Raw genomic sequence first — 26701 nt, forward strand, 5'->3', positions numbered from 1 at the left:
ATGAACTTCCGCAAAGGCCGGCACCGCGAGGACCCCGAGATCAACCTGATCCCCTTCATCGACGTGCTGCTGGTGATCCTGATCTTCCTGATGGTGAGCACCACCTACAGCAAGTTCACCGAACTGCAGATCACGCTGCCCACCGCCGACGCGCAGAAGGCGACCGACAAGCCGTTCGAGCTGAACGTGACGGTGGACGCCAAGGGCAACTACACGATCAACGGTGATCCGGTGTCGTTCCACGATGTGGCCGGCTTCGCGCAGGCCATGAAGAACGCCGCCGACAAGGGCGGGGCGGGCGGCAAGTCGCCGGTGGTGATCGTCAACGCCGACCAGTTCGCGATGCACCAGATGGTGATCAACGTGATGGAAGCGGCGCGCATCGCAGGCTATGAAAAGCTGACTTTTGCCGCGCAGACCAGTGCCGCAAAATAAGTGTCCACATCTTCCCCCTCCAAGTCGTCAGCGCTCGAAACGACGCTGACGCGTAACTGGCTGCGGCGCGGGCCGCTGGCCTGCGCCTTGTGGCCGGTGTCGCTGCTGTTCCGCGCGCTCAGCGGCCTGCGGGCGGCCATGTTCCGCGCCGGCCTGCTGACGTCCGCGCGGCTGCCGGTGCCGGTGGTGGTGGTGGGGAATATCTACATCGGCGGCACCGGCAAGACGCCGCTGACGATCTGGCTGGTGCAGGCGCTGCAGGCGGCCGGCATGACGCCCGGCGTGATCTCGCGCGGCCACGGCAGCGACGGCAGTGACGGCAGCGCCGCGCGCGAGGTGACCCAGGCGTCCACGCCGGCCCAGGTCGGCGACGAGCCGTTGCTGATCAAGCAGCGCACCGGCTGCCCGGTGATGGTCGGCCGCGACCGCGCCGCCACCGGCCGCGCGCTGCTGGCCGCCCATCCCGAGGTGAACATCCTGCTGACCGACGACGGCTTGCAGCATTACGCCCTGCAGCGCGACGTGGAAATCATCCTGTTCGACGGCCGCGGCGCCGGCAACGGCTGGCTGCTGCCGGCCGGTCCGCTGCGGGAGCCGGTCTCGCGCCGGCGTGACTTCACCGTCATCAACACCCCGCAGCTGACGGAGGAGCTGGCACGATCGGTCGGCTGCCAGATTGAGCCGAAAAGCCGCCCCCTAAGGTCGGGGTCGGACCCCGTACGGGGTCTGACCCCTGGCAGCCGCAGTGCGGGTTTGGGCGGGCGCCCGATACAGATGACGCTTGAGGGCCAGTTTGCTGAACAGCTCATCGACCGCTCGCAGCGCCGTTCGCTGTCAACCCTCGCGCAGTCCGACCTGCGGCTGGCCGCCGCCGCCGGCATCGGCAATCCGGCGCGCTTCTTCGGCATGCTGAAGGCCGCCGGCCTGCGCATCACGGAGCTGCCTTTGCCCGACCATCACGACTTCCAGGACCGCCCGTTTGCCGCGCTCGATGCGGACCTGATCTTGATGACCGAGAAGGATGCAGTAAAATGTGCGCAAATTGAAGAACTCAGAGACGACCCGCGACTATGGGTGGTCCCGGTGACGGCGCACCTCGACGGCGCGCTGGCCGAACAAATTGTGGAGAAATGTCGTGGACGCTCGATTGCTTGATATCCTGGTATGCCCGGTCTGCAAAGGCCCCCTGGAGTACGATAAAAAAGCCCAGGAAATGATATGCAAGGGCGACCGCCTGGCCTATCCGATCCGCGACGGCATCCCCATCATGTGGGCCGACGAGGCGCGCACCCTGCAGGACAAGGCGGAATAAGCGGTGTCCTCAGTGTCCCCGTTCATCGTCATCATTCCGGCCCGCCTGGCCTCGACCCGCTTGCCGAACAAGCCGCTGGCCGACCTGGGCGGCAAGCCCATGGTGGTGCGCGTGGCCGAGCGCGCGCAGCAGGCCGGCGCCAGCCGCATCATCGTCGCCACCGACCATGAAGACATCCGCGCCGCCTGCGAACAGCACGGCGTGGAAGTGTGCGTGACCCGCGCCGACCATCCGTCCGGCACCGACCGCATCGCCGAAGTGGCGCGCGCGCTGAACCTGCCGGCCGACGCCGTGGTCGTCAACCTGCAGGGCGACGAGCCGCTGATCGACCCGGCGCTGCTGCAGGCGGCCGCCGCGCGCATCAACGCCGAGGTGCCGATGTCCACCTGCGCCCACCCGCTGCACGACGCCGCCGACGCCTTCAACCCCAACGTGGTCAAGGTGGTGCTGGACAAGACCGGCCGGGCCCTGTATTTCTCGCGCGCGACCATACCCTGGAACCGCGACGCCTTTGCGCAGTCTAAATCAGCGCTGCCGGACGGTTACGTACCGCTCCGTCACATCGGACTGTACGCCTACCGCAACGATTTCCTGCAAGCCTACCCGGCGCTGGAGGTGTCGCCGCTGGAATCGATCGAAGCACTGGAGCAGTTGCGCGTGCTGTGGCACGGCTATTCCATCGCGGTCCATGTGACCGACTCGGCCCCGGCGGCCGGGGTGGACACGCCGGAAGACCTGGTGCGCGTCCGGCAGTTCTATTGATTTGTATCAAACGGCGCGTCAGCCAGTAGTCAGTTACGACTGATATAACGAAGACAACGGTGCGATATTCATACGGAATATCTCTCCGTACCCCGGTTTCGCCTGCTAAGAACGGTCCAAACCGTCACAAATTGGCGTTGAGACGAAGTTTTGTGGTAAGTTTCGTACGATCCGATACCAACTAACCCATCCATATCTGTTTTAGGAATTTTTCATGCGTCTTATTCTTTTAGGAGCACCAGGAGCCGGCAAGGGCACCCAGGCTAATTTCATCAAAGAAAAATATAACATCCCGCAAATCTCCACCGGCGACATGCTGCGCGCCGCGATCAAGGCGGGCACGGAAATGGGCCTGGCAGCCAAGAAGGTGATGGATGCTGGCGGTTTGGTATCGGATGACATCATTATCGGCCTGGTCAAGGACCGTCTGGCCGAGCCGGATTGCGCCAACGGCTACCTGTTCGACGGCTTCCCACGCACCGTGGCGCAAGCCGACGCGATGAAGGACAGCGGCGTGGCGGTGGACTACGTGCTGGAAATCGCCGTGCCGGACGAATCGATCATCGAGCGCATGGACGGCCGCCGTTGCCATCCGGGTTCGGGCCGCGTCTACCACGTCAAGTTCAATCCGCCTAAAGTCGAAGGCAAGGACGACGTCACCGGCGAGCCGCTGGTGCAGCGCGACGACGACAAGGCCGAGACCGTCAAGAAGCGCCTGGACGTCTATCACAACCAGACCGAAGTGCTGCTGAGCTACTACAACAACTGGGCGCAAACCGGTCAACCGGGTGCGCCGAAGTATCGCCGCATCGTCGGCGTCGGTCCGGTAGAGCAAATTCGCGACAGCGCGTTTGCCGCGCTCGCGGAATAAGCGTTAAAGTAGAGCGGACCGAGTGTCCGCTTTTTTTGCGCCCGAAATCGGCTGGATGCCATCCCGTTTTATGAAGTGTTGCAGTTCGCAGGTTTAGTTTGCTGCGCTTGCCTACCCGGCGGGCGTTGGTTTTCTGAAGTGTGGGTTTGTAGGCTCGATCAATAAAAATAAGGGGACACTATGGCAGCTAGTCTTTGGTTTGCAGTTGCGTGCGGCGTTATCGCCGTGATTTACGGTTTATGGTCACGAAGCTGGATTTTGCGCCAGGACGCGGGCAATGCCCGCATGCAGGAAATTGCACTGGCCATCCAGGAGGGCGCCGCCGCCTATCTGGCGCGCCAGTACCGCACCATCGCGATCGTCGGCGTGGTGCTGCTCATCCTCATTGCTGCCTTGCTCGACATGAAGACCGCGATCGGCTTCCTGATCGGCGCGGTGCTGTCCGGCGCCTGCGGCTTCATCGGCATGAACGTCTCGGTGCGCGCCAATGTGCGCACGGCGCAGGCGGCCACCAAGGGCATGAACGAGGCGCTCGACGTCGCCTTCAAGGGCGGCGCCATCACCGGCATGCTGGTGGTCGGCCTGGGCCTGCTGGGCGTGGTGCTGTTCTATATGTTCCTGACGGGGATGGCGCCGGGCGCGCCGAATCCGCCGCTCAATCCGCACGATGTGATCAAGCCGCTGATCGGCCTGGCCTTCGGCGCGTCGCTGATTTCGATCTTCGCCCGGCTGGGCGGCGGCATCTTCACCAAGGGCGCGGACGTTGGCGCGGATTTGGTGGGCAAGGTGGAGGCGGGCATCCCCGAGGATGATCCGCGCAATCCGGCGGTGATCGCCGATAACGTCGGCGACAACGTCGGCGATTGCGCCGGCATGGCGGCCGACCTGTTCGAAACCTATGTGGTGACCCTGATCGCCACCATGCTGCTGGGCGCCTTGCTGATCACCTCGGCGCCGACGTCGGCCATCGTTTATCCGCTGCTGCTGGGCGCGGTGTCCATCATCGCTTCCATCGTCGGCTGCTCGATGGTCAAGGCCAAGCCGGGCAAGAAAATCATGTCGGCGCTGTACACCGGCCTGTGGTGGGCGGCCGGCTTGTCGCTGCTCGGCTTCGCCGTGGTGACCTGGCAGGTCTGGCCGGACGAGGCCATGCGCATGAAGATGATGGGCTGCACCGTGGTCGGCATCGTGCTGACCGGGCTGATGGTCTACATCACCGAGTACTACACCGGCACCGATTTCGCGCCGGTCAAGCATATCGCCGAGGCATCGACCACCGGCCACGGCACCAACATCATCGCCGGCCTGGGCGTGTCGATGAAGTCCACCGCTTATCCGGTGCTGGCGGTGTGCGCGGCGATCCTGGTGTCGTATCAGCTGGGTCAGTTGTACGGCGTGGCGATCGCGGCGACCGCGATGCTGTCGATGGCCGGGATCATCGTGGCGCTGGATGCCTACGGTCCGATCACCGATAACGCCGGCGGCATCGCCGAAATGTCGGGCATGCCGGAATCGGTGCGCGCGATCACCGATCCGCTGGACGCCGTGGGCAACACCACCAAGGCCGTCACCAAGGGCTATGCGATCGGTTCGGCCGGCCTGGCCGCGCTGGTGCTGTTCGCCGACTACACGCACGCATTGGAATCGACCGGCAAGAGCATCACCTTCGACCTGTCGAACCCGATGGTGATCGTCGGCCTGATCATCGGCGGCCTGATCCCTTACCTGTTCGGCGCGATGGCGATGGAGGCCGTGGGCCGCGCCGCCGGCGCCGTGGTGGTGGAAGTGCGCCGCCAGTTCCGCGACATCAAGGGCATCATGGAAGGCACGGCCAAGCCGGAGTACGACAAGGCGGTCGACATGCTGACCGCGTCGGCGATCAAGGAAATGATCATCCCGTCGCTGTTGCCGGTGGTGGTGCCGATCGTGGTCGGCATGCTGCTGGGGGCGGCCGCGCTGGGCGGCATGCTGATGGGGACCATCGTGACCGGCCTGTTCGTGGCGATCTCGATGACCACCGGCGGCGGCGCCTGGGACAACGCCAAGAAATACATCGAAGACGGCCACTTCGGCGGCAAGGGTTCGGACGCGCACAAGGCGGCCGTCACCGGCGACACCGTGGGCGATCCGTACAAGGACACGGCCGGTCCGGCGGTCAACCCGCTGATCAAGATCATCAACATCGTGGCCTTGCTGTTGGTGCCGCTGCTGCCGGCCTCGGGTTGGCTGGCGGTGTCCGTGCCGGCGCCGGTCAGCGCGATCACCGCGCCGGCGCCGACGATGATGGTGGCGCCGGGCGCGGGCATGATGAGGCCGGCCGACGCTCCACCGCCACCACCGGCCGGAGCGCCGATGACCGAAGGCCCGCCACCAGGCCAGGGCGCGCCAGCCGATCAGCCGCCGCCAGCGGCGCCACCGTCCGGCAAGTAAGCGTTACCAATTGTTTCATTCGCTTCCCTCCGGTGCTACACCTGCTAATAATGAAGGTGTAGCACTTCGCGAGGTGATGCCATGAATATGTTGAAACCGGCGCTGACGCTGGCCTTCCTGCTGGGAGTGTTGGTCAGCCCCAACGCCTGGGCGCAGAGAGGCGGCCACGGAGGCGGCGGTCATAGCCATTTCCATGGAGGCGGTGGGCACGGCTATCATCACGGCCACGGCTACGTACGCGGCGGCATCTTTATCGGCGCGCCGCTGTATTGGCCGCGCTACGGCTACTACGGCCCTTACTACGACGGCTACTACTATCCGCCCGGCTACTACGCCGACGCGCCGCTGTACCTGCCGCCGCCTGATGCGGGGAGGTCGTCGCGGCGCTTGTATTACTGCGACAATCCGCGCGGCTACTATCCCAACATCACCTCTTGTCTGCTGCCGTGGCGCCTCATCAGGGCCGTCGTGGCGCCGCCGCCATGACGCCGCATACCGCGTTATGCCTGCTGCTGACACTGCCAGGCGCGCTGGCCGTCGCCCAGACGCCGGCGCCGGGCGCTGCCAAAGTCACAGCCGCCAGCGAGCCGGAATTACGCGAATACGCCAAGCTGCCGGTCTGTACGCTGAGTGCCGACGGTCTGCGGCTGGCCGTCGAGCCCTGCAGGACCGCACCGGCGCGCAAGCCGATGCCGCGCCGTCCGGTCCCGCAGATCATCCAGCACATGCCGGTCGTCAAGCAGGCGCCGCAAGTCGCGATGCCGACTGCACCGCCATCGCCTTCGCTGCAAACCTTGCTCAATCCGCCCAATGCGCCGAAGGCATTGAACAACTGCGGCCCCACCGGCTGCAACGACGCCAGTGGCGCGCGTATCAACAACGCCGGTCCCGGCACGGCAATTTCACCCTCCGGCAAGGTCTGCAATCGCAACGGCGTCTGGCTGCAATGCTAACTGACCGCCATGATGTGAGAATGTGAGTAACTTTTGTACCCTTCGATCAAGTATCCTGCGTGCTTGTCAATGAATACGGGCTTATCGCACATGAAGTTCAACCTCGCCAGCCTTGGCGCACTTGTGGTTTGCACATTGGTCGTTTCCCATGCCGCAGCCTATCGTGACGTAAGCCCTGTCACGGTCGCAGACAAATTCGTGGATGCGCTACAGCACCAGCGCTTCAAGGACGCGGCGGCGATGTTCGCGCCAGAGGCAACGCAAAATACCGGGACGACCGAGCGCGCCTTAAAGCGCGTCGACGATAGTCTGGGCGGTTTTTCGACGATACATCCTGTCGCGACGCTGCCTGATGGGAAAAGCATCAAGCTGGAAGTTCCTGTGCATAAAAACGTCCTGTTCAAAGTCCAGAAGTTTGTCCAAGTCCGCTACGCTTCCACCGCGAGAGATGGGCAGCCGGTGTTTTACGAATTGAACCTTTCCGACGACAACATGTCGGCTAAGGTCCTGTCGTTCAGGCTGCATTTCCCCGCAGCGGATGCTCAATCGACAAAGCGCGCGACTCAACTTGTAACAGTCATCAACCGTTGAAGTCGGCTTAGCCCAAAGGAAGTTTCATGGTCACCTGCTATCTTCGCTACGTCATCGACCCCTATAAAGTCAATGAATTCGAGCGCTACGGAAAGATGTGGATACCGCTGGTTGAAAAATTTGGTGGTCAGCATCATGGATACTTTCTGCCGTCAGAAGGTAGCAATAACGTCGCGCTTGCGATGTTCACGTTTCCATCCCTGGCATCGTACGAAGAGTACCGGACGCTGTCACTTCAAGACCCGGAATGCATGGCAGCATTCAAATACGCGGAGGAAACACGTTGCATCATTAGCTACGAACGTAGTTTTTTCCGTCCGGTCTTTGAATAGAGAGTTTCGGCCAGGAATATAAAATCCGGCTCTACGGCGCTAAGCGCTCGCGATCGCATGACGCGGCAGGACTTTTGACGACACCCAATTTCCGGCGTGGTTGAGGCCAATGGCCACGGCAACGATGACCATGGTCGAGATGAGCAGGTCCAGCAGGGTGTTGTGGATCGGGTGCATAAACAGGTAAGTGTGTATCAAGAAGATTTCCAGGAGATAATCCTCGAGTTTGGCGAGCCGTGAAAGGCCGTGCCAGCGGAAGTTGACGGCGCTTGCCAGCCAAACGCTGCAGGCGATGCTCGTCATGGCGATCAGCGCGGTATTGGCCCCCTTGAACCCGGCGCGGTTAGCCACCAGCAACGCGACGCACCCGAGTCCCGCGACCATGGCCGCCTGCCAGGCGCTCAGTCGCGGTTCGTGCGCGCCATATGCAACCCCGAGCACAAACCCAAGCGCTGTCAGCCAAAGCTCATGGCCGATGCGGGACTGGTCTTCGAGATACACGGCAATGACGGTGGCCCCCAGCGCGACCGCCAAGGCGCTTGGTTTCGACTGGCAGAGCCTGGCAAGCAATGGATAGACCAGGTAAAACATCAGCAACAGCGTGAAGAACCACAGGCCGCCGCCCAGCCCGCTGCGGTTCTGGATGCCCATCCAGTTCAACACCCCCGTCAATCCGAACAGATGCATCAGCGTGTGGCCGTGAAACAGCGTTCGGCCGCGGAGCGTGACCACCACGGCAAGGAAACCCAGGATGATCCAGTAGCGTATGCCCAGCCGTTCCAGCTTCCTTTTCCAAAACCGGCGTATGTCGAGATCCGGTCCGTATATGCGCGCGGTAAAGTATCCGGAGGAGCTGGCGAAGATAAACAGGCCGATCGTGACCGGTATCCACAAGATCGACGGCGAAAACCAGTGGCCGAGGAGAACGGTGAATATCGCGATGACCTTGGCAATGGAAAAGTTGAGGCTGACCCTGGCGTCCAGGGCGGTGCTGGCATTTTTCATATTTCCCCCTCTGCAGATGCCCGCAAACGGTAGCACGCTGGGGAAAGCACGATCTTGCGCTTTTTCCGTATCCATCGATGAAAAATTCGCTACAATTGCGAAGGTGACGTTTACGTAAACGTCAAATAAAAACGAGATAGGGACAGACATGCAAATTCAGAACAATGTATTCATCGTCACCGGCGGCGCGTCGGGTCTGGGCGCCGCTACCGCGCGCATGCTCGCCGAGCAGGGCGGCAAAGTCGTGCTGGCCGACGTGCAGGTGGAACCGGGCGAGGCGCTGGCCGCCGAGCTCAAGGCCGTCTTCGTCAAGTGCGACGTCACCTCCGAAGCCGACGGCAAGGCCGTGGTCGACGCCGCCGTCGCACTGGGCACGCTGCGCGGCCTGATCAACTGCGCCGGCGTGGCGCCCGCCATCAAAACCGTCGGCAAGGACGGCCCGCACCCGCTGGACATCTTCCAGCGCACCGTTAACATCAACCTGGTCGGCACCTTCAATATGGCCCGCCTGGCCGCCGACGCGATGGGCAAGACCGCCGCCACCGACAGCGGCGAACGCGGCGTGATCATCAACACCGCCTCGGTCGCGGCCTTCGACGGCCAGATCGGCCAGGCCGCCTACGCCGCCTCCAAGGCCGCCGTCGCCGGCCTGACCTTGCCGATGGCGCGCGACCTGTCGCGCAGCGCCATCCGCGTGATGACCATCGCCCCCGGCATTTTCGAAACGCCGATGCTGATGGGCATGCCGGAAGAAGTGCGCACCGCACTGGGCAATATGGTGCCGTTCCCGCCGCGCCTGGGCCGTCCGGACGAGTACGCCCACCTGGCCAAGGCCATCATCGAGAACACCATGCTGAACGGCGAAACCATCCGCCTGGACGGCGCCATCCGCATGCAGCCGAAGTAAACGGTTTACTCGATTTCGTGTAGGATGCCAGAGTGATCGGGCGCGCGGCCTTGGCCGCGCGCCTCTTATTTTGGAGAGTCCATGTTCCGCATGTCCCGCATTAAGCCTTTGGCGCTGAGCTTTGCGCTGTCCCTTCCGTTGCTGGCTGCGCTGCACGCACCAGCCTACGCACAACGCACCGGCGCCGAGGTGGCGCCCGAAATCGCCACCGGCTACGCCGAAAAAGCCGGCAAGTCGGCGCAAAAATTCATGGTGGCGGCGGCCAATCCGCTGGCCACCCAGGCCGGCTACCAGATGCTCAAGCAGGGTGGCAGCGCGATCGACGCCGCCATCGCCACCCAATTGGTGCTGACCCTGGTCGAGCCGCAATCGTCCGGCATCGGCGGCGGCTCCTTCCTGCTGTACTCCGACGGCAAGCGCGTGCAATCCTACGACGGCCGCGAAACCGCGCCCGCCTCGGCGGACGAACATCTGTTCCAGGACAAGGACGGCAAGGCCGTCTCGCGCGAAATCGGCGTGATCGGCGGCCGTTCGGTCGGCGCGCCCGGCGTGCTGCGCATGCTGGAGATGGCCCACAAGGAGCACGGCAAGCTGGCGTGGAAAGCGCTGTTCGCCCCGGCCATCAAGCTGGCCGAAGACGGCTTCAATGTCAGCCCGCGCCTGAACGCGCTGCTGTCGTATGACCGCTATCTGGCGCGCGACCCGGTCGCCAAGGCCTACTTCTTCGGCGAAGACGGCAAACCGCGTCCGGTCGGCTACCTGTTGAAGAACCCCGAACTGGCGCGCACGTTGCGCGAGATCGCCGACGGCGGCGCCGACGCCTTCTATCAGGGCCGCATCGCCCGCGACATCGCCGCCAAGGTGGCCGCGCATCCGACCAATCCCGGCAAGCTGACCGCCGCCGACATCGCCGGCTACCAGGCCAGGGAGCGCGCACCGATCTGCAGCGACTACAAGGCGTGGACCGTGTGCGGCGCGCCGCCGCCTTCGTCCGGCGGCATCGCCATCGCGCAGATGCTGGGGATCCTGGAGGTGAAGGACATCAGCCCGTACAAACCCGTCGGCGGCGCGCTGACTGCCGAAGGCATCCACCTGTTCACCGAGGCCGGCCGCCTGGCCTACGCGGACCGCAACCGCTACGTCGCCGACACCGACTTCGTGCCGCTGCCCGGCAAGGGAGTGGCCGCGCTGCTGGACAAGGGCTACCTGAAACAGCGCGCGTCGCTGATCGGCGAGAAGTCCATGGGCCGCGCCAACTACGGCACGCCGGCCACCATGCAGGTCGCGTGGGGCACCGACACCGCCATCGACAAGCCATCCACCTCGCATCTGGTGGCGGTGGACGCCTTTGGCGGCGGCCTGTCGATGACCACCTCGGTGGAAGACGCGTTCGGCGCGCGCCAGATGGTCGACGGCTTCATGCTGAACAACCAGCTGACCGACTTCTCCTTCGATTCGCAGGACGAAAACGGCCCGATCGCCAACCGCGTGCAGGCCGGCAAACGCCCGCGCAGCGCCATGTCGCCGACGCTGGTGTTCGACAAGGGCACCCACCAGCTGGTGCTGGCCACCGGCTCGCCGGGCGGCTCGACCATCATCAACTACGTGGCCAAGGTGCTGGTCGGTACGCTGGACTGGAAGCTCGACGTGCAGCAGGCCATCAGCCTGCCCAACTTCGGTAGCCGCAACGGCCCGACCGAACTGGAAGCGGGGCGGGTCAGCCCGGCGGTGGTCGAGCAGCTCAAGGCGCGCGGCCACCAGGTGCGCGAGTTCGAGCTCAACTCCGGCTTGCAGGGCATCCAGCGCCGCACTGTCAACGGCAAGCCGGAGTGGTTCGGCGGCGCCGATCCCCGCCGCGAAGGTGTCGTATTAGGCGATTAATGGCTCTAAACTAGCCCGCAAACGCTCCCCAAACCCGGCAGACCCTGCTAATCTTGTCGTATGGGAATTCAAAAGAAAACAGGGTTGATCCTGACGGGCGGCGGCGCCCGCGCCGCCTACCAGGTGGGCGTGTTGCAGGCGATCTCGGAGATACTGTGGGAAGCGGGCTGGCCACCCGCGCGCAATCCGTTCGACATCATTTGCGGCACCTCGGCCGGCGCCATCAACGCCACCGCGCTGGCCTGCCGCGCCGACAACTTCGGCGAGGGCGTGCAGAAGCTGCTCGACGTCTGGCAGAACATCGAGGTCGAACAGGTCTACCGCGCCGATTCGCTGGGCGTGATCCGCTCCGGCGCGCGCTGGCTGTCGCTGCTGTCGTTCGGCTGGCTGCTGCGCAAATGGCGCGCCGCGCCGCCCGCCTCGCTGCTCGACAACACCCCGCTGGTCGGCCTGCTGCACCGCATGCTGGACCTGCCGCGCCTGGACGCGGTGCTGTCCGAAGGCCTGCTGCATGCGCTGGCCGTCACCGCCTCGTCCTACACCGCCGGCAACCACCTGACCTTTTACCAGACCGCCGCCGACATCGCGCCGTGGATACGCATGCAGCGCGTGGCTCTGCAGGACCAGATCGGCGTCGAGCACCTGCTGGCGTCGTCGGCGATCCCGTTCATCTTCCCGGCCACGCCGCTGTACATGGGCGGCCACCGCGAGTACTGCGGCGACGGGTCGATGCGCCAGCTGGCGCCGATCTCGCCGGCCATCCACCTGGGCGCCAGCAAGGTGCTGGTGGTCGGCGCCGGACGCCTGACCGAGCCGGCCCGCAGCGCCGCCGAAAAGAGCGCGGCGCGCTATCCCAGCCTGGCGCAGATCGCCGGCCACGCCATGTCGTCGATCTTCCTCGACAGCCTGGCGGTCGACATCGAACGGCTGGAGCGCATCAACAAGACGCTGTCCATGCTGCCGCCGGAGCTGCTGGAGAAGACGCCGCTCAAGCCGGTCCAGCTGCTGGTGATCGCGCCGTCCGAGCGGCTCGACGATATCGCCAGCCGCCACATCGCCAGTTTGCCGGCGCCGATACGCACCATGCTGTCGGGGATAGGCGCCACCGAAACCCGCGGCGCCGCACTCGCGTCGTACCTGTTGTTCGAATCGACATATACTTGCGAGTTGATCCGCCTCGGACAGCGCGACACGCAAGCGCGCAAGGACGATGTGCTGGCCTTTTTCGAGTCCTGAAGCGCAACCCCGAAACGATGGGGTCTGACCCCGCACGGGGTCAGACCCCTGCCTGTGGTGTGCGGGGTACACGATGCCCGCATACTTTTTTAACGAGATTTCCGTGACGTTTTTTTCACGCCTACTTTGCCGTTTGCTGCTGCCCGTCCTGCTGTTGTGGGGCCTGGGTGCGGCCGCTGCATGGGCGGGGGCGCCGCCGCGCACGCTGCGCTTCGAGCAGCTCAGCGTCGAACACGGGCTGGCGCAGGAATCGGTGCTGGCCATCGCCCAGGACAAGCAGGGCTTCATCTGGCTCGGCACCCAGGCCGGGCTGACCCGCTTCGACGGCTACCGCACCGTCACCTACAAGAGCGCCGTCTCCGATCCGCGCAGCCTGGCCGACAACTGGGTGCGCGTGCTGCACCTGGACCGCAGCGGCCAGCTGTGGGTGGGCACCGACGGCGGCCTGGATCGCTACGACGCCGCCACCAAAAGCTTCACCCACTACCTGCCGCACGAATCGCCGCAGCGCGGCAACGGCAACCGCCACGTGCGCGCCATCGCCGACGACGGCCACGGCGGCCTGTGGCTGGCCAGCGCCGACGGCCTGCATCACTTCGACCCGGCCAGCGGCCGCTTCACCAGCTGGCACCACGACCCGGCCGATGCCGGCAGCCTGGCCAACGACCAGGTCAACGCGCTGGCGCGCGACGCCGCCGGCCGCCTGTGGGTGGCCACCGCCACCGGCCTCGATATGCTGGCGCCGGGCGATTCGCGCTTCCAGCACTTCACGATAGACGCCAGCGGCGACAGCAAGTACAACGCGGTGCTGGCGCTGCAAGTGGACAGCGCGCAGACGCTGTGGGTGGGCACCTTGGGCGGCCTGGAACAATGGCGATTGCTGGGCAAGGAGCCGCAGCGCCGCCGCCTCGGCCCGCGCGAAGGCATGAAGCCGGGCATGAGCATCACCACGCTGTACGTCGACGCCGAAACCAACGTCTGGGTCGGCACCCAGGCCGACGGCCTGCTGCGCTGGTTGCCGTCGGAGAACCGGCTGGTGCAGTACATGCACCAGTTCAGCGACAGCCACAGCGTGGCGGACAACCAGATCTCGGCGCTGTTCCGCGACCGCGTCGGCACGTTCTGGGTCGGCACCTGGAACGACGGCGCCAGCCGGGTGGACCTGGGCAGCGGCGGCTTCGCCCGCATCGTGCGCCAGGCCGACATCCCCAACACGCTGTCGGACAACAAGGTGCGCGCCATCGTCGCCGAATCGCGCGGCCTGCTGTGGCTGGGCAGCAGCGGCGGCCTGAATCTGTACGATCCGGTCAGCGGCGAGGGCAAGGTGTGGCGCCACGATCCGCAGCGCGCCAACAGCTTGAGCGACGACCAGGTCACCGCGTTGTGGCGCGAGAAGAACGGCAATATGTGGATCGGCGGCCGCGCCGGCGTCAACCACCTGAACGTGGAGAGCGGCGCGATCAAGGCGCTGTCCTTCGTGCGCGGCGACCCGGCCAGCGACACCATCCGCAACATCGTCGGCGACCGCAGCGGCATCCTGTGGATCGCCTCGCGCGGCGGCCTGCACCGGCTCGATCCGCAGAGCATGGAAGTGCGCACCTTCCGCCACGATCCGTCCGACATCGGCAGCCTGGCCGACAACGTGGTGCGCCCCATCCTGGAAGACCGCAAGGGCCAGCTATGGATCGGCACCTTCAACGGCCTCGATCTGCTGGACCGCAAGACCGGCAAGTTCCGCCACTTCCGGCGCGACCCGGCCGACCCGTTCAGCCTCAGTCACGACGAGGTGCACTACCTGTACGAAGACGGCCGTGGCACCATCTGGGTCGGCACGGCGGCGGGCCTGAACAAGATGGAAGTGGCGGCCGACGGCGCCATCCGCTTCCGCCGCTACCTGCGCAAGGACGGCATCGCCGACGACGCCATCGCCTCCATCCTGCCAGACGACGCGGGCAATCTCTGGCTGAGCACCAACAGCGGCTTGTCGCGCCTGAACACGGCCACGGGGCTGGTGCGCAACTACAGCGGCGCCGACGGCACCATCGAGGGCGCCTACTTCGACGGCGCCGCGCTGCGCACGCCGGACGGCACGCTGTACTTCGGCGGCTTCAACGGCATCACCGCGTTCGCGCCGCCGGAAGTGCGCGAGAACAGCGTGGCGCCGACCGTCGCCATCACCGATTTCCAGATCTTCAACAAGTCGCTCAAGCCGGGGCAGGGCGAACATCCCGACGTGCTGAAGGTGGCGATCGAATACACCAACGCGTTGACGCTGCTCGAGAGCGATTCCGTGTTCTCGCTGGAGTTCGCGGCGCTGCACTACGCGGCGCCGCAGCGCAACCGCTTCGCCTACCAGCTGCAAGGCTTCGACGAGGACTGGGTGGTCACCGACTCCACCAAGCGCTTCGCCACCTACACCAATCTCGATCCGGGCCAGTACACCTTCCGCGTCAAGGCCGCCAACAAGGACGGCATCTGGAACGACAACGCCGCCACGCTGGAGATCACCATCCTGCCGCCGTTCTGGAAAACCTGGTGGTTCCGCGGCGTGATCGGCCTGGCCCTGCTGGGCGCGGCCTACGCCGCCTATGCCGCGCGCGTGCGCAGCCTGCACCACCAGCAGCAGCGGCTGGAGGAGCTGGTCGGCTCGCGCACGGCGGAAGTCGAGCAGAAGAACCTGCTGCTGCAACAGCAGAAGCAGGAACTGGAGCAGCGCCGCCTGGAGGCGGAAGCCCAGCGCGCCGAGGCCGAGCAACGCCGCGTCGACACCGAGCGGCAAAAAGAGGAAGTCGAGCGGCAGAAGGAAAACGTCGAACAGGCGCACCGCAACATCTCGGTGCTGAGCGAGCTTGGACGCGAGATGAGCGCCACGCTGGACATGGAAACCTCGATGCGCACGCTGTACCGCCACGTGCATCACCTGATGGACGCGCAGATCTTCGGCATCGGCTTCGTGCGCGAGGAGCAGGGCGTGATCGACTTCCCGTTCGCCATCGACGCCGGCGTGCGCACCTTGCCCTACCAGCGCCGCCTGGATCAGCCCAACCAGCTGGCCGTGTGGTGCCTGACGCAGCGCAAGCCGGTGTTCATCAACGACTTCCAGGCCGAGTTCCGCAACTACATGGACGAGTCGGGCCTGGACACGCTGGTGCCCTGTCTGCGCGAGGACGGCTTGCCGGCCGCCGTGGCGCAGTCGATGATGTATGCGCCGCTGGTGGCCAACGACAAGGTGGTCGGCCTGCTGTGCGTGCAGAGCGTCGAGAAGCACCGCTACCAGCAGGTGCACATGGACATGCTGCAAACGCTGGCCTCGCACGCCGCCGCCGGCCTGGAAAACGCGCGCGCCTACCAGCAGCTGGAAGAGACCTTGCAAACCCTGCGCCAGACCCAGGCCCAGTTGCTGCAACAGGAGCGCCAGGTGCGGCTGCACACCGAGGAGCTGGCGCTGGCCAACCGCGCCTTGCAGGAGAACGACGAGCGCCTTCGCCTGGCCAAGCAGAAGGCGGAAGACGCCACCCGCCAGAAATCCGAATTCCTGGCCAATATGAGCCACGAGATGCGCACTCCGCTGGCCGGCGTGATCGGCATGCTGGGCTTCGCGTTGCGCGACAGCCGGCTGGCGGTCAGCACGCGCGAGCAGATCCTGCGCGGCCAGGCCAGCGCGCAGTCGCTGCTGTCGATCATCAACGACCTGCTGGATTTCTCGAAGATCGAGGCCGGCAAGCTGACCATCGAGAATATCGACTTCTCGCTGTCGTCGGCGGTGGAGAACGTGGTCAGCCTGTTCGAGGAGCAAGCCGCCGCGCACAGCGTGCAATTTTGCCTGGAATTCGGCGAGGGCCTGCCGCAGTTCGTCGTCGGCGATCCGACCCGGCTGCGCCAGGTGCTGGTCAACCTGGTCGGCAACGCCTTCAAGTTCACCGAGCGCGGATCGGTAACGATGCGCGTCGAACGCGTGCCGCAGGAGGACGACCAGCGCGCCCGCGCCGGCTACAAGGGGGCGCTCAACCGCATCCGCTTCAGCGTCTCCGATACCGGCATCGGCATCGAGGCGGAGGCGATACCGCGCCTGTTTCAGCAGTTCGAGCAGGCCGACGCCTCCACCACGCGCCGCTACGGCGGCACCGGCCTGGGGCTGGCGATCTGCCGCCAGCTGGTCGAGCTGATGGGCGGCGGCATCAACGCCGTCAGCACGCCGGGCGAGGGCAGCACCTTCTCGTTCGAACTGCCGCTGGCCAACGGCGTGCCGCCGCCGATGGTGCCGCACGTGCCGCGCGAGCCGCACAGCCACCAGCTCAAGGTGCTGTGCGCGGAGGACTTCCCGACCAACCAGATCATCATCCGCATGATGCTGGAAGACCTGGGCCACAAGGTCGACATCGCGGCCAACGGCGCGCTGGCCGTCAAGGCCTGCTCGCTGACGCGCTATGACCTGATCCTGATGGACGGACGCATGCCGGAGATGGACGGCGCCAGCGCCACCCGCATGATACGGTCGGGCGGCACCGAGGCGGCGCCGGTGCGCGACCAGGAACTGATGATCATCGCGCTGACCGCCAACGCCAGCGAGGAAGACCGCAGCCGCTACCTGGCCGCCGGCATGGACGATTTCCTGACCAAGCCGATTGACGAGGACAAGCTGCACTTCCAGCTCAGCCGCGCGATCGAACGCCAGCTGCAGCGGGGCTTCCAGCTGCCGCGCATGGAGCCGCGCCACAACCCGGCGCTGGGCACGCCGGAGCTGGACTCGCTGTTCGGCGTGGCGCCGGCCGCCGAGGAACCGGCCCGGCTGGCGCAGCACAGCGGCGGCAGCGATCTGAAACTGCGCCTGCGCAGCGTCTTCCACCAGGATGCGCCGTTGCGGCTGGCGGAGCTGGAACGCGCCGTGGAGCGGAGCGACGCCGAAGTCGCCAGCCGCCTGCTGCACGGCATGAAGGGCAGCGCCGGCTATCTGGAGGAGCAGGAATTGCAGGCGCTGTGTGGGGAACTGGAGCTCGATGCGGACCACGGCAACTGGCCGCGCATCCTCGAAGCCATGCCCCAGCTGCGCGCGTTGCTGCTGCGGGCCGGCGCGGCTAGCACTTTGTAAGCTGAGGCAATTCGTATAAATCCTTATCTGTCCAGGACGTACAAGCCCGGTTTTTCATGTAATATCGTTGGAAAGTGCCGTACTGAGGTCACACTAAAGTAGTTGTCAAGGGCACAGGGAGTCTCATGAAAGTTCTGGTAGTCGACGACGATGTCGTCTCGCGCATGGTGTTGATGCACCTGATCGACAGCTGTGGCAAGTTCGATATCGTCGAAGCGGAAGACGGCGCCGACGCCTGGGAGCAGCTGGAAGCCGGCTTGCGTCCGGCGATCTGCTTCTGCGATCTGCGCATGCCGCGCCTGTCCGGCATGGAGCTGCTCCAGCGCGTGAAGGGGCATGCGGAAATCAACACCATGCCCTTCGTGCTGGTGACGTCGGCCAACGACAAGGATACCGTGCAGGAGGCCACCAATTCCGGCGCGGCCGGCTATATCGTCAAGCCATTCCAGGCCGAGCAGGTGCGCGTGCACCTGGTGGGGTTCCTCGACCAGGCGGCCAGCGGCTACGACCACCACGCCGAAGATCCCGCCACCACCATGCGCCGCCTGGGCATCAACGCCGAGCGGCTGTTGGTCTATCTGAGCGGTTTCCAGAACCAGCTGACCGCCGCCAGCGGCGATCTGGAAGTCTTGCTGGCCAAGGGCCAGCAGCCGGAGGCGCAGGCGCGCATCGACCGCCTGCACGCCGGTTGCGTCACGCTGGGGCTGGACGGCGCGGCCGTCGCGCTGAAGGGTTTCGATCCTGGCGGCCTGACCAACGAGGCCGTGCAAGCGGTGCTGGCCGACGTGGTGCGCGCCGTGATTCATCAATCCGGCTTGGTGCGGCAGGGCGTCTCCGCCTGAGCGATAGCACTTGATGTTGAGATAGTTTAGGTTTAAAGTATCTGCTGGGTGAGCAGCGGATACCGAACGACCTTCAACTTCAGGGCGACCATGACCAGACCGACAGCCAGTTCTGCCAGCGCTTCCGTGACCTACGGCGACAGCGCGCATACCGACCGCTTCGCGCGCGAGCACTTGCCGCCGCCGGAACAGTGGCCCGAGTTGCGCTTCGACCTGCCCGAGCTTCAATACCCGCCGCGCCTCAATTGCGTGGCGGAGCTGTTCGACGGCGCGCTGGCCGGCGGCGCCGCCGACCGCGTCGCGGTGCGCGGCGAGCAGCTCAGCTGGACCTACGCGCAATTGCTGGAACAGATCGACCGCATCGCCCACGTGCTGCGCGGCCCGCTGGGGCTGGAGGCGGGCAACCGCGTGCTGCTGCGCGGCGCCAACAACCCGATGATGGCGGCCTGCGTGCTGGCGGTGTTGAAGGCCGGCTGCATCGCTGTGCCGACCATGCCGCTGCTGCGCGCGCGCGAGCTGGGGACGATCGCCGGCAAGGCCGAGATCAACGCCGTGCTGTGCGCGGACGGCCTGCGCGCGGAAATGGAAGCGGTGGATTTGCCGGCCGCCGTGCGGGCGAAGACGCTGTGGTTCGGCGCCGCCGACGGCACGCTGGAAGCATTGATGGCGCAGCAGCCGGCCAGTTTCGACGCAGTGGACACGGCGGCCGACGATGTGTGCCTGATCAGCTTCACCTCCGGCACCACCGGCATCCCCAAGGGCACGATGCATTTCCATCGCGACGTGATGGCGATCTGCGACTGCTTCCCGCGCTCGGTGCTGGCTTCGCAGCGCAGCGACGTTTTCATCGGCACGCCGCCGCTGGCCTTTACCTTCGGCCTGGGCGGCTTGCTGCTGTTCCCGCTGCGGGTCGGCGCGACCGCCGTGCTGCTGGAGAAACTGACGCCGGAAACCCTGCTCAAGGCGATCGAACAGTACCGGGCCACGGTGTGCTTCACGGCGCCCACCTTCTACCGGCAGATGGCGCCGCTGGCCGACAAGTACGACATCGGCAGCCTGCTCAAGACCGTCTCCGCCGGCGAGGCGCTGCCGCTGGCGACGCGCGAGAGCTGGCGCCAGGCCACCGGGCTGGCGATGATAGACGGCATAGGCGCCACCGAGCTGCTGCACATTTTCATCTCGGCGGCGGGCGACCAGATACGGCCGGGCGCCACCGGCAAGCCGGTGCCGGGCTACCAGGCCTGCATCCTCGACTACGACGGCAATCCGGTGGGGCCGGGCGTGATCGGCCGGCTGGCGGTGAAAGGCCCGACCGGCTGCCGCTACCTGGCGGACGAGCGCCAGCGCGACTACGTGCTCAATGGCTGGAACCTGACCGGCGACGCCTACGAGATGGACGCCGACGGTTATTTCTACTATCGCTCGCGCACCGACGACATGATCATCTCGGCCGGCTACAACATCGCCGGCCCGGAAGTGGAGGACGCGCTGCTGCGCCATCCCGCCGTGGCCGAATGCGGCGTGATCGGCCGGGCGGACGAGGAGCGCGGGCAGATCGTCGAAGCGCACGTGGTGCTCAAGCCGGGCCACGAGGCGTCGCCGGAGTTGACGGCGCAGTTGCAGGAGTTCGTCAAAGGGCAGATCGCGCCGTACAAGTATCCGCGCGCGATCCGCTACCTGACCGCGCTGCCGCGCACCGAAACCGGCAAACTGCAGCGCTTCAAGCTGCGTACCGAATAAAGAGAATCGCATGAATATTGTCTGCATAGGCGGCGGTCCCGCCGGCCTGTATTTCAGCCTGTTGATGAAGAAGCAGGACCCGTCCCACCAGATCACGGTGGTGGAGCGCAACCGTCCCTACGATACCTTCGGCTGGGGCGTGGTGTTCTCCGACCAGACGCTGGGCAACCTGATGAACTCCGACGAGGCTACCGCGCGCGCGATCCTGCAATCGTTCAACCACTGGGACGATGTCGACGTCTTCTTCAAGGGCGAGAAGGTCACGTCCGGCGGCCACGGTTTCTGCGGCATCGGCCGCAAGCGCCTGCTCAACATCCTGCAGCAGCGCTGCGAGGAGCTGGGCGTGTCGCTGGTGTTCGAGACCGAGGTGATGGACGACCAGGAAATCGCCGCCCGCTACAACGCACAGCTGGTGATCGCCTCCGATGGTCTGAACAGCCGCACCCGCACGCGTTACGCCGACAGCTACCAGCCGCAGATCGAAGCGCGCCAGTGCCGCTTCGTGTGGCTGGGCACGCGCAAGAAGTTCGACGCCTTCACTTTCGCCTTCAAACAGACGGAGCACGGCTGGTTCCAGGCCCACATCTACCAATACGACGGCGATACCTCGACCTTCATCGTCGAGACGCCGGAAGCGGTGTGGCGCGCGGCGGGGCTGGAGGACATGAGCGCCGAGCAGTCGATCGCGTATTGCGAGCAGCTGTTCGCGGAGCAGCTGGACGGGCACGGGCTGATGTCCAATTCGGCGCACCTGCGCGGCTCCGGCATGTGGATCAAGTTCCCGCGCATCGTCTGCGGCCAGTGGGTGCATTGGAACGGCGATATTCCGGTGGTGCTGATGGGCGACGCCGCGCATTCGGCGCATTACTCGATCGGGTCCGGCACCAAGCTGGCGCTGGAGGATGCGATCGAACTGGCGCGCTGCTTCGGCCAGCATACGGATGCCAAGGCCGCGCTGGCGGCGTATCAATCGGCACGCGCGGTGGAAGTCATCAAGCTGCAAAGCGCCGCGCGCAATTCGATGGAGTGGTTCGAGAACGTCGACCGCTACACGGCGATGGAGGCGCCGCAGTTCGCCTATTCGATGCTGACCCGCAGCCAGCGCCTGTCGCACGAAAACCTGCGCCTGCGCGATGCGGCCTACGTGGCGGACTACGAGCGCTGGTTCGCCGCCCGCGCCGGCGAACAGGCCGGCCTGGCGCCGGCCAAGGCTGCGCCGCCGATGTTCACGCCCTTCAAGGTGCGCGACGTGGTCCTGAAGAACCGCATCGTCGTCTCGCCGATGGCGCAATACAGCGCGGTGGACGGCGTCGTCGGCGACTATCACCTGGCCCACCTGGGCGCGCGCGCGCTGGGCGGCGCGGCGATGGTGTTCGCCGAAATGACCTGCGTATCGGCCGACGCGCGCATCACGCCGGCCTGTCCCGGCATGTATGCGCCGGAGCACACGCAGGCCTGGAAGCGCATCGTCGATTTCGTCCACCAGCATAGCGACGCGAAGATCGCGCTGCAGCTGGGCCACGCCGGCGCCAAGGGCTCGACCCGCGCCATGTGGGATGGTATCGATCAGCCGCTGCCGAGTAGCCAAGATAACTGGCCGCTGGTCTCCGCCTCGCCGCAGCAGTACCTGGCCGGCGTATCGCAGACCGCGCGCGCCATGACGCTGGCCGACATGGATCGCATCGAGGCCGATTTCGTGCGCGCCACGCAGGCGGCCGACGCGGCGGGCTTCGACTGGCTGGAGCTGCACGGCGCGCACGGCTACCTGCTGTCGTCCTTCATCTCGCCGCTGACCAACGAGCGCGGCGACGAATACGGCGGCAGCCTGGAAAACCGCTGCCGCTACCCGCTGCGCGTGTTCGCCGCGATGCGCGCCGCCTGGCCGCAGCACAAGCCGATGAGCGTGCGCATCTCCGCGCACGACTGGGTCGACGGCGGCATCACGCCGGACGACGCGGTGCATATCGCCCGTCTGTTCAAGGCCGCCGGCGCCGACATGATCGACTGCTCGTCGGGCCAGGTCAGCAAGCTGGAAAAGCCGGTCTACGGCCGCATGTTCCAGACCCCGTTCGCGGACCGTATCCGCAACGAGGCGGGCATAGGCGCGATCGCGGTCGGCTCGATCTTCGAGGCCGACCACGCCAACGGCATCATCGCCGCCGGCCGCGCCGATCTGTGCGCCGTTGGCCGCCCGCACTTGGCCAATCCGGCGTGGACGCTGACGGAAGCGGCGAAGATCGGCTATTCCGCCATCGCCTGGCCCAAGCAGTATCTGCCCGCCAAGCAGCAGCTGGAACGCAATCTCGAACGCGAACGCAAGCTGGCGGCGGCCAATACCGGTCTCACACCGCAGCAGGTCGCGGCCAAGTTGCTGGAAGGGTGAACGTATGAGCGAGATAAACAAGACCGCAGCGCGTGACGCCTATCTGGCGCCGGGTTCCGCCTCGGCCGGCAGCGCCGGCGTGGCCGCGGTCACGGGCGCAGGCGCAGGCGGCCTGCCGTTGTCCGGCAAGCACGCGCTGGTGACGGGCGGCGCGCGCGGCATCGGCGCCGCCTGCGCGCAGGCCTTGCTGCTACGCGGCGCGCGCGTCACGCTGGCGGGCCGCGATGCGCAGGCGTTGCTGGCCGCCGTCGAATCCATGAGCGCCATCGCCCAGCCGCTGGGCGGCGCGGTCGCCATGCAGGCGCTGGACGTGACCGATGAGGAATCGGTGCGCAGCGGTTTTGCCGCCGCCGTCGCATGCTTCGGCCGCATCGACATCCTGGTCAACAACGCCGGCCAGGCCGCGTCCGCGCCGTTTGGCAAGACCGACGCCGCGTTGTGGCAGCGCATGCTGGACGTGAACCTGACCGGCACCTTCCACTGCACCCAGGCCGCGCTGCCCGGCATGCTGGAAGCGAAGTGGGGCCGCATCGTCAACGTCGCCTCGACGGCGGGGCTGGTCGGATATCGCTACGTGTCTGCCTACGTCGCCGCCAAGCACGGCGTGATCGGCCTGACGCGCGCGCTGGCGCTGGAAGTGGCGACCAAGGGCGTGACGGTCAACGCCGTCTGCCCCGGCTACACCGAAACCGATATCGTGCGCGAGGCGGTCGCCAACATCGTCGCCAGGACCGGCCGCAGCGAGGACCAGGCGCGCGCCGAACTGGCCGCCGGCAATCCGCAGAAGCGGCTGGTGCAAAGCGAGGAAGTGGCCAGCGCCGTGGCCTGGCTTTGCCTGCCCGAGGCGGGCGCCATGAATGGACAATCCGTCGCCGTCGCCGGCGGCGAAGTGATGTGAAGTACGAGGAAACTATGCCACCATTTTCAGATAACGAGAACGAGCAAAACCCCATTGAGGACCAGGGCGACGATGCGCCGGTGCTGGACCTGGCCAGCCGCCTGACGCAGGACCATCACCAGTCGCTCAAGCTGTGGCTGCGCATGCTGTCCTGCACCGTCAGGATCGAGAACGAGATCCGCAGCCGGCTGCGCGCCAGCTTCGGCATCACCTTGCCGCGCTTCGACCTGATGGCGCAGCTGGAGCGTTATCCGCAAGGCCTGCGCATGGGCGAACTGTCCAAGCGCATGATGGTCACCGGCGGGAACATCACCGGCATCACCGACCAGCTGGAGCAGGAGAAGCTGGTGGTGCGCGTGCCGGACCCGAAGGACGGCCGCGCCTACAGCGTCAAGCTGACGGCGGCCGGCCGCAAGGCCTTCGCCACCATGGCCGCCGAACACGAAGGCTGGATCGCCGAGCTGTTGCAGGATATCTCCGGCGCCGACAAGAGCCAGCTGATCGACCTGCTGTCGCAGATGAAGCAGCACCTGAACGCCTCGGACGAAAAATAAGGAACCACACCATGCGATATCTTCCCGGCGAAGCCCAGCAACTGCCCGGCAACCGCGCCGCGTTGGCCGATTACCAGGCCAGCCATTTTCTGTTTGAAGTCAGCGGCGGCGTCGCCACGCTGACGCTCAATCGCCCCGAGCGCAAGAATCCGCTGACCTTCGATTCCTACGCCGAGCTGCGCGACCTGTTCCGCGCGCTGGCCTATGCCGACGACGTCAAGGCCGTGGTCATCACCGGCGCCGGCGAAAACTTCTGCTCCGGCGGCGACGTCCACGACATCATCGGCCCGCTGACCAAGCTGGATATGCCCGGCCTGCTGGCCTTCACGCGCATGACGGGCGACCTGGTGAAAGCAATCCGCGCCTGTCCGCAGCCCATCGTGGCGGCGGTCGACGGCATCTGCGCCGGCGCCGGCGCGATCCTGGCGCTGGCCTCGGACATCCGTCTCGGCACGGCGCGCAGCAAGACCGCCTTCCTGTTCACGCGGGTGGGCCTGGCCGGCTGCGACATGGGCGCCTGCGCCTTGCTGCCGCGCGTGATCGGCCAGGGCCGCGCGGCCGAGCTGCTGTACACCGGCCGTTCGATGTCCGGCGCGGAGGCAGAGCGCTGGGGCTTTTTCAACAGCCTGCAGGAACCGGATGCGCTGCTGCCGGCGGCGCGCGCCTTCGCGCAAGGCCTGGCCGACGGCCCGACCTTCGCCCACGGCATGACCAAGAAGATGCTGCAGCAGGAATGGAACATGGGCGTCGACGAAGCCATCGAGGCGGAAGCGCAGGCGCAGGCGATCTGCATGGCGACCAACGATTTTCACCGTGCCTACCATGCCTTCGTGGCCAAGCAAAAACCTGAATTCGAAGGCGACTGATGAGCGATAAAACCTATCTGGAATGGCCGTTCTTCGAGAAGCGCCATGTGGTGCTGGAGCGCGAGCTTGACGCCTGGGCCGCGCAGCACATCGCGCAGCATCACGAGGCCGACGTCGATGGCGCCTGCCGCCGGCTGGTGCGCCAGTTGGGCGACGCCGGCTGGCTCCAGCACGCGATCGCCGGCGCGGCGGGCGAGAGCATCGATACCCGCGCCATCTGCCTGATCCGCGAAACGCTGGCGCGCCACAACGGCCTGGCCGATTTCGCCTTCGCCATGCAGGGGCTGGGCTCGGGCGCCATCAGCCTGCACGGCACGCCGGCGCAGCGCGAGGCCTACCTGCCGCGGGTGGCGCGCGGCGAGGCGATCGCCGCCTTCGCGCTGTCCGAGCCGCAGGCCGGTTCCGACGTCGCCGCCATGCAGTGCGCGGCGGTGCAGGATGGCGACCACTATGTGCTCAACGGTGAGAAGACCTGGATTTCCAACGGCGGCATCGCCGATTTCTACGTGCTGTTCGCCCGCACCGGCGAACAGCCGGGCGCGCGCGGCATCAGCGCCTTCATCGTCGATGCCGGCACGCCGGGCTTCGAGATCGCCGAGCGCATCCAGGTGATCGCCCCGCATCCGCTGGCGCGGCTGGTGTTGCGCGATTGCCGCGTGCCGGCCGCGCAGCGCATCGGCGCGGCGGGGCAGGGCTTCAAGGTGGCGATGTCCACGCTGGACGTGTTCCGCACCTCGGTGGCGGCGGCCGCGCTGGGCTTTGCGCGGCGCGCGCTGGACGAGGCCCTGGCGCACGCCATGCAGCGCAAGATGTTCGGCCAGATGCTGTCGGACTTCCAGATGACGCAGGCCAAGCTGGCGCAGATGGCGACCGGCATCGACGCCGCCGCGCTGCTGACCTACCGCGCCGCCTGGCAGCGCGACCAGGGACGCAATGTCACCAAGGAGGCGGCGATGGCCAAGCTGACCGCCACCGAAACGGCGCAGCAGGTGATCGACGCCGCGCTGCAGATGTTCGGCGGCCTGGGCGTGGTCAGCGAGCAGCCGGTCGAGCGGCTGTACCGCGAGATCCGCGCGCTGCGCATCTACGAGGGCGCCACCGAAGTACAGCAACTGATCATCGCGCGCGAACTGCTGCGCGCGGCCAACACTAAGGAACAATGATGGAATTTCTTCAACCGCCGGGCTGGGTGCGGCCGCGTGGCTATTCGAACGGCGTGGCCGCCAGCGGGCGCACGGTGTGCGTCAGCGGCATGATAGGGTGGGACGGGCAGGGCGTGTTCCACACCGACGACTTCGCCGGCCAGGTGCGCCAGGCGCTGCAGAATGTGGTCGAGGTGCTGGCCGAGGCCGGCGCGCGGCCCGAGCACATCGTGCGCATGACCTGGTATGTGCTCGACAAAAAGGAGTACGTTGGCGCCTACAAGGAGGTCGGCGCCGCCTACCGCGAGATCATCGGCCTGCATTTCCCGGCCATGACGGCGGTGCAGGTGGCCGGGCTGGTCGAGGACCGGGCGCGGGTGGAGATCGAGGTAACGGCCATCGTACCTTGATCAGCCGTGGGACTTCTGGGACCGCCCAGCGTGGTTTCTGCCGACAAGAACACGTGATAGTC

Annotated in this window: 23 protein-coding genes; 22 read left to right on the forward strand and 1 reads right to left on the reverse strand. The window is 66.0% G+C overall.

From position 1 onward, the window contains the following. The 10 genes from RUGAMON1_RS27445 to RUGAMON1_RS27490 all read left to right on the forward strand — a co-directional run bounded on the left by RUGAMON1_RS27445 (position 1) and on the right by RUGAMON1_RS27490 (position 7686). On the forward strand, positions 1 to 435 hold the full coding sequence (locus RUGAMON1_RS27445; RefSeq protein ID WP_020705552.1) for an ExbD/TolR family protein: 435 nt from the start codon (positions 1 to 3) through the stop codon (positions 433 to 435). Next, positions 436 to 1590, forward strand: coding sequence for a tetraacyldisaccharide 4'-kinase (lpxK, locus tag RUGAMON1_RS27450; protein WP_445233489.1), 1155 nt, complete (start codon positions 436 to 438; stop codon positions 1588 to 1590). It abuts the gene before it with no gap. Continuing rightward, positions 1571 to 1747 carry a Trm112 family protein gene (locus tag RUGAMON1_RS27455; RefSeq protein WP_008446346.1) on the forward strand — a complete coding sequence of 59 codons (177 nt, stop codon included), beginning with the start codon at positions 1571 to 1573 and terminating at the stop codon, positions 1745 to 1747. The genes lpxK and RUGAMON1_RS27455 overlap by 20 nt, the downstream gene beginning before the upstream one ends. Positions 1748 to 1750: 3 nt before the next feature. Next, positions 1751 to 2509: a 3-deoxy-manno-octulosonate cytidylyltransferase gene (gene kdsB / locus RUGAMON1_RS27460; RefSeq protein WP_445233490.1), complete on the forward strand. Its 759-nt coding sequence runs from the start codon at positions 1751 to 1753 to the stop codon at positions 2507 to 2509. Between the two features lie 214 nt (positions 2510 to 2723). After that, entirely contained in the window at positions 2724 to 3380 is a 657-nt protein-coding gene (gene adk, locus RUGAMON1_RS27465) for an adenylate kinase (protein ID WP_445233491.1), read from the forward strand. 180 nt (positions 3381 to 3560) lie between these two features. Then, on the forward strand, positions 3561 to 5810 hold the full coding sequence (locus RUGAMON1_RS27470; RefSeq protein WP_445233492.1) for a sodium-translocating pyrophosphatase: 2250 nt from the start codon (positions 3561 to 3563) through the stop codon (positions 5808 to 5810). 81 nt (positions 5811 to 5891) lie between these two features. Beyond that, entirely contained in the window at positions 5892 to 6296 is a 405-nt protein-coding gene (locus RUGAMON1_RS27475) for a hypothetical protein (RefSeq protein ID WP_445233493.1), read from the forward strand. Continuing rightward, positions 6293 to 6763: a hypothetical protein gene (locus tag RUGAMON1_RS27480; protein ID WP_445233494.1), complete on the forward strand. Its 471-nt coding sequence runs from the start codon at positions 6293 to 6295 to the stop codon at positions 6761 to 6763. The genes RUGAMON1_RS27475 and RUGAMON1_RS27480 overlap by 4 nt, the downstream gene beginning before the upstream one ends. 90 nt (positions 6764 to 6853) lie before the next feature. Further along, a complete protein-coding gene (locus tag RUGAMON1_RS27485; RefSeq protein WP_445233495.1) occupies positions 6854 to 7354 on the forward strand; it encodes a hypothetical protein in 501 nt (166 codons plus the stop codon). A gap of 26 nt (positions 7355 to 7380) precedes the next feature. After that, positions 7381 to 7686 (forward strand): NIPSNAP family protein, encoded by a 306-nt coding sequence (locus RUGAMON1_RS27490; RefSeq protein ID WP_445233496.1) that lies wholly within the window; start codon positions 7381 to 7383, stop codon positions 7684 to 7686. Between the two features lie 39 nt (positions 7687 to 7725). On the opposite strand, the gene RUGAMON1_RS27495 is transcribed toward RUGAMON1_RS27490, so the two are convergent. Continuing rightward, positions 7726 to 8841: an acyltransferase family protein gene (locus RUGAMON1_RS27495; RefSeq protein ID WP_445233497.1), complete on the reverse strand. Its 1116-nt coding sequence runs from the start codon at positions 8839 to 8841 to the stop codon at positions 7726 to 7728. Here RUGAMON1_RS27495 and RUGAMON1_RS27500 point away from each other — a divergent pair. From RUGAMON1_RS27500 to RUGAMON1_RS27555, 12 genes are all read left to right on the forward strand, one after another. Next, positions 8840 to 9598, forward strand: coding sequence for a 3-hydroxyacyl-CoA dehydrogenase (locus RUGAMON1_RS27500; protein ID WP_445233498.1), 759 nt, complete (start codon positions 8840 to 8842; stop codon positions 9596 to 9598). The genes RUGAMON1_RS27495 and RUGAMON1_RS27500 overlap by 2 nt on opposite strands. Positions 9599 to 9688: 90 nt before the next feature. Next, on the forward strand, positions 9689 to 11479 hold the full coding sequence (gene ggt / locus RUGAMON1_RS27505) for a gamma-glutamyltransferase (protein ID WP_445233499.1): 1791 nt from the start codon (positions 9689 to 9691) through the stop codon (positions 11477 to 11479). Between the two features lie 60 nt (positions 11480 to 11539). After that, positions 11540 to 12715 carry a patatin-like phospholipase family protein gene (locus RUGAMON1_RS27510; RefSeq protein ID WP_217940660.1) on the forward strand — a complete coding sequence of 392 codons (1176 nt, stop codon included), beginning with the start codon at positions 11540 to 11542 and terminating at the stop codon, positions 12713 to 12715. A gap of 103 nt (positions 12716 to 12818) precedes the next feature. Further along, entirely contained in the window at positions 12819 to 17804 is a 4986-nt protein-coding gene (locus tag RUGAMON1_RS27515; RefSeq protein WP_445233500.1) for a two-component regulator propeller domain-containing protein, read from the forward strand. 125 nt (positions 17805 to 17929) lie between these two features. Next, positions 17930 to 18646, forward strand: coding sequence for a response regulator (locus RUGAMON1_RS27520; RefSeq protein WP_445233501.1), 717 nt, complete (start codon positions 17930 to 17932; stop codon positions 18644 to 18646). A 90-nt stretch (positions 18647 to 18736) separates the two neighbouring features. Further along, the gene (locus RUGAMON1_RS27525) at positions 18737 to 20386 is read left to right on the forward strand and encodes an AMP-binding protein (RefSeq protein ID WP_445233502.1); all 1650 of its coding nucleotides are present in this window, start codon (positions 18737 to 18739) and stop codon (positions 20384 to 20386) included. A 10-nt stretch (positions 20387 to 20396) separates the two neighbouring features. After that, positions 20397 to 22769 (forward strand): bifunctional salicylyl-CoA 5-hydroxylase/oxidoreductase, encoded by a 2373-nt coding sequence (locus RUGAMON1_RS27530; RefSeq protein WP_445233503.1) that lies wholly within the window; start codon positions 20397 to 20399, stop codon positions 22767 to 22769. A 4-nt stretch (positions 22770 to 22773) separates the two neighbouring features. Next, positions 22774 to 23667 carry an SDR family NAD(P)-dependent oxidoreductase gene (locus RUGAMON1_RS27535; RefSeq protein WP_445233504.1) on the forward strand — a complete coding sequence of 298 codons (894 nt, stop codon included), beginning with the start codon at positions 22774 to 22776 and terminating at the stop codon, positions 23665 to 23667. Positions 23668 to 23681: 14 nt separating this feature from the next. Further along, positions 23682 to 24221, forward strand: coding sequence for a MarR family winged helix-turn-helix transcriptional regulator (locus RUGAMON1_RS27540; RefSeq protein ID WP_445233505.1), 540 nt, complete (start codon positions 23682 to 23684; stop codon positions 24219 to 24221). A gap of 11 nt (positions 24222 to 24232) precedes the next feature. Then, on the forward strand, positions 24233 to 25087 hold the full coding sequence (locus tag RUGAMON1_RS27545; RefSeq protein WP_445233506.1) for an enoyl-CoA hydratase family protein: 855 nt from the start codon (positions 24233 to 24235) through the stop codon (positions 25085 to 25087). Then, positions 25087 to 26250: an acyl-CoA dehydrogenase family protein gene (locus tag RUGAMON1_RS27550; RefSeq protein ID WP_445233507.1), complete on the forward strand. Its 1164-nt coding sequence runs from the start codon at positions 25087 to 25089 to the stop codon at positions 26248 to 26250. Before RUGAMON1_RS27545 ends, RUGAMON1_RS27550 begins: the two co-directional genes overlap by 1 nt. Beyond that, positions 26250 to 26639 carry a RidA family protein gene (locus RUGAMON1_RS27555; RefSeq protein WP_445233508.1) on the forward strand — a complete coding sequence of 130 codons (390 nt, stop codon included), beginning with the start codon at positions 26250 to 26252 and terminating at the stop codon, positions 26637 to 26639. The genes RUGAMON1_RS27550 and RUGAMON1_RS27555 overlap by 1 nt, the downstream gene beginning before the upstream one ends. The last annotated feature ends 62 nt before the right edge of the window (positions 26640 to 26701 follow it).

The sequence above is a fragment of the Duganella rhizosphaerae genome, from assembly GCF_040364205.1.
GTDB lineage: Bacteria > Pseudomonadota > Gammaproteobacteria > Burkholderiales > Burkholderiaceae_D > Rugamonas > Rugamonas rhizosphaerae.

What these genes read in the sequence shown, in the direction of transcription:
- RUGAMON1_RS27445 (WP_020705552.1), top strand. Translation starts at nt 1, where the DNA reads ATGAACTTCCGCAAAGGCCGGCACCGCGAGGACCCCGAGATCAACCTG.
- adk (WP_445233491.1), top strand. Translation starts at nt 2,724, where the DNA reads ATGCGTCTTATTCTTTTAGGAGCACCAGGAGCCGGCAAGGGCACCCAG.
- RUGAMON1_RS27470 (WP_445233492.1), top strand. Translation starts at nt 3,561, where the DNA reads ATGGCAGCTAGTCTTTGGTTTGCAGTTGCGTGCGGCGTTATCGCCGTG.
- RUGAMON1_RS27475 (WP_445233493.1), top strand. Translation starts at nt 5,892, where the DNA reads ATGAATATGTTGAAACCGGCGCTGACGCTGGCCTTCCTGCTGGGAGTG.
- RUGAMON1_RS27480 (WP_445233494.1), top strand. Translation starts at nt 6,293, where the DNA reads ATGACGCCGCATACCGCGTTATGCCTGCTGCTGACACTGCCAGGCGCG.
- RUGAMON1_RS27485 (WP_445233495.1), top strand. Translation starts at nt 6,854, where the DNA reads ATGAAGTTCAACCTCGCCAGCCTTGGCGCACTTGTGGTTTGCACATTG.
- RUGAMON1_RS27490 (WP_445233496.1), top strand. Translation starts at nt 7,381, where the DNA reads ATGGTCACCTGCTATCTTCGCTACGTCATCGACCCCTATAAAGTCAAT.
- RUGAMON1_RS27500 (WP_445233498.1), top strand. Translation starts at nt 8,840, where the DNA reads ATGCAAATTCAGAACAATGTATTCATCGTCACCGGCGGCGCGTCGGGT.
- RUGAMON1_RS27495 (WP_445233497.1), bottom strand. Translation starts at nt 8,841, where the DNA reads ATGTCTGTCCCTATCTCGTTTTTATTTGACGTTTACGTAAACGTCACC.
- ggt (WP_445233499.1), top strand. Translation starts at nt 9,689, where the DNA reads ATGTCCCGCATTAAGCCTTTGGCGCTGAGCTTTGCGCTGTCCCTTCCG.
- RUGAMON1_RS27510 (WP_217940660.1), top strand. Translation starts at nt 11,540, where the DNA reads ATGGGAATTCAAAAGAAAACAGGGTTGATCCTGACGGGCGGCGGCGCC.
- RUGAMON1_RS27520 (WP_445233501.1), top strand. Translation starts at nt 17,930, where the DNA reads ATGAAAGTTCTGGTAGTCGACGACGATGTCGTCTCGCGCATGGTGTTG.
- RUGAMON1_RS27525 (WP_445233502.1), top strand. Translation starts at nt 18,737, where the DNA reads ATGACCAGACCGACAGCCAGTTCTGCCAGCGCTTCCGTGACCTACGGC.
- RUGAMON1_RS27530 (WP_445233503.1), top strand. Translation starts at nt 20,397, where the DNA reads ATGAATATTGTCTGCATAGGCGGCGGTCCCGCCGGCCTGTATTTCAGC.
- RUGAMON1_RS27535 (WP_445233504.1), top strand. Translation starts at nt 22,774, where the DNA reads ATGAGCGAGATAAACAAGACCGCAGCGCGTGACGCCTATCTGGCGCCG.
- RUGAMON1_RS27540 (WP_445233505.1), top strand. Translation starts at nt 23,682, where the DNA reads ATGCCACCATTTTCAGATAACGAGAACGAGCAAAACCCCATTGAGGAC.
- RUGAMON1_RS27545 (WP_445233506.1), top strand. Translation starts at nt 24,233, where the DNA reads ATGCGATATCTTCCCGGCGAAGCCCAGCAACTGCCCGGCAACCGCGCC.
- RUGAMON1_RS27550 (WP_445233507.1), top strand. Translation starts at nt 25,087, where the DNA reads ATGAGCGATAAAACCTATCTGGAATGGCCGTTCTTCGAGAAGCGCCAT.
- RUGAMON1_RS27555 (WP_445233508.1), top strand. Translation starts at nt 26,250, where the DNA reads ATGGAATTTCTTCAACCGCCGGGCTGGGTGCGGCCGCGTGGCTATTCG.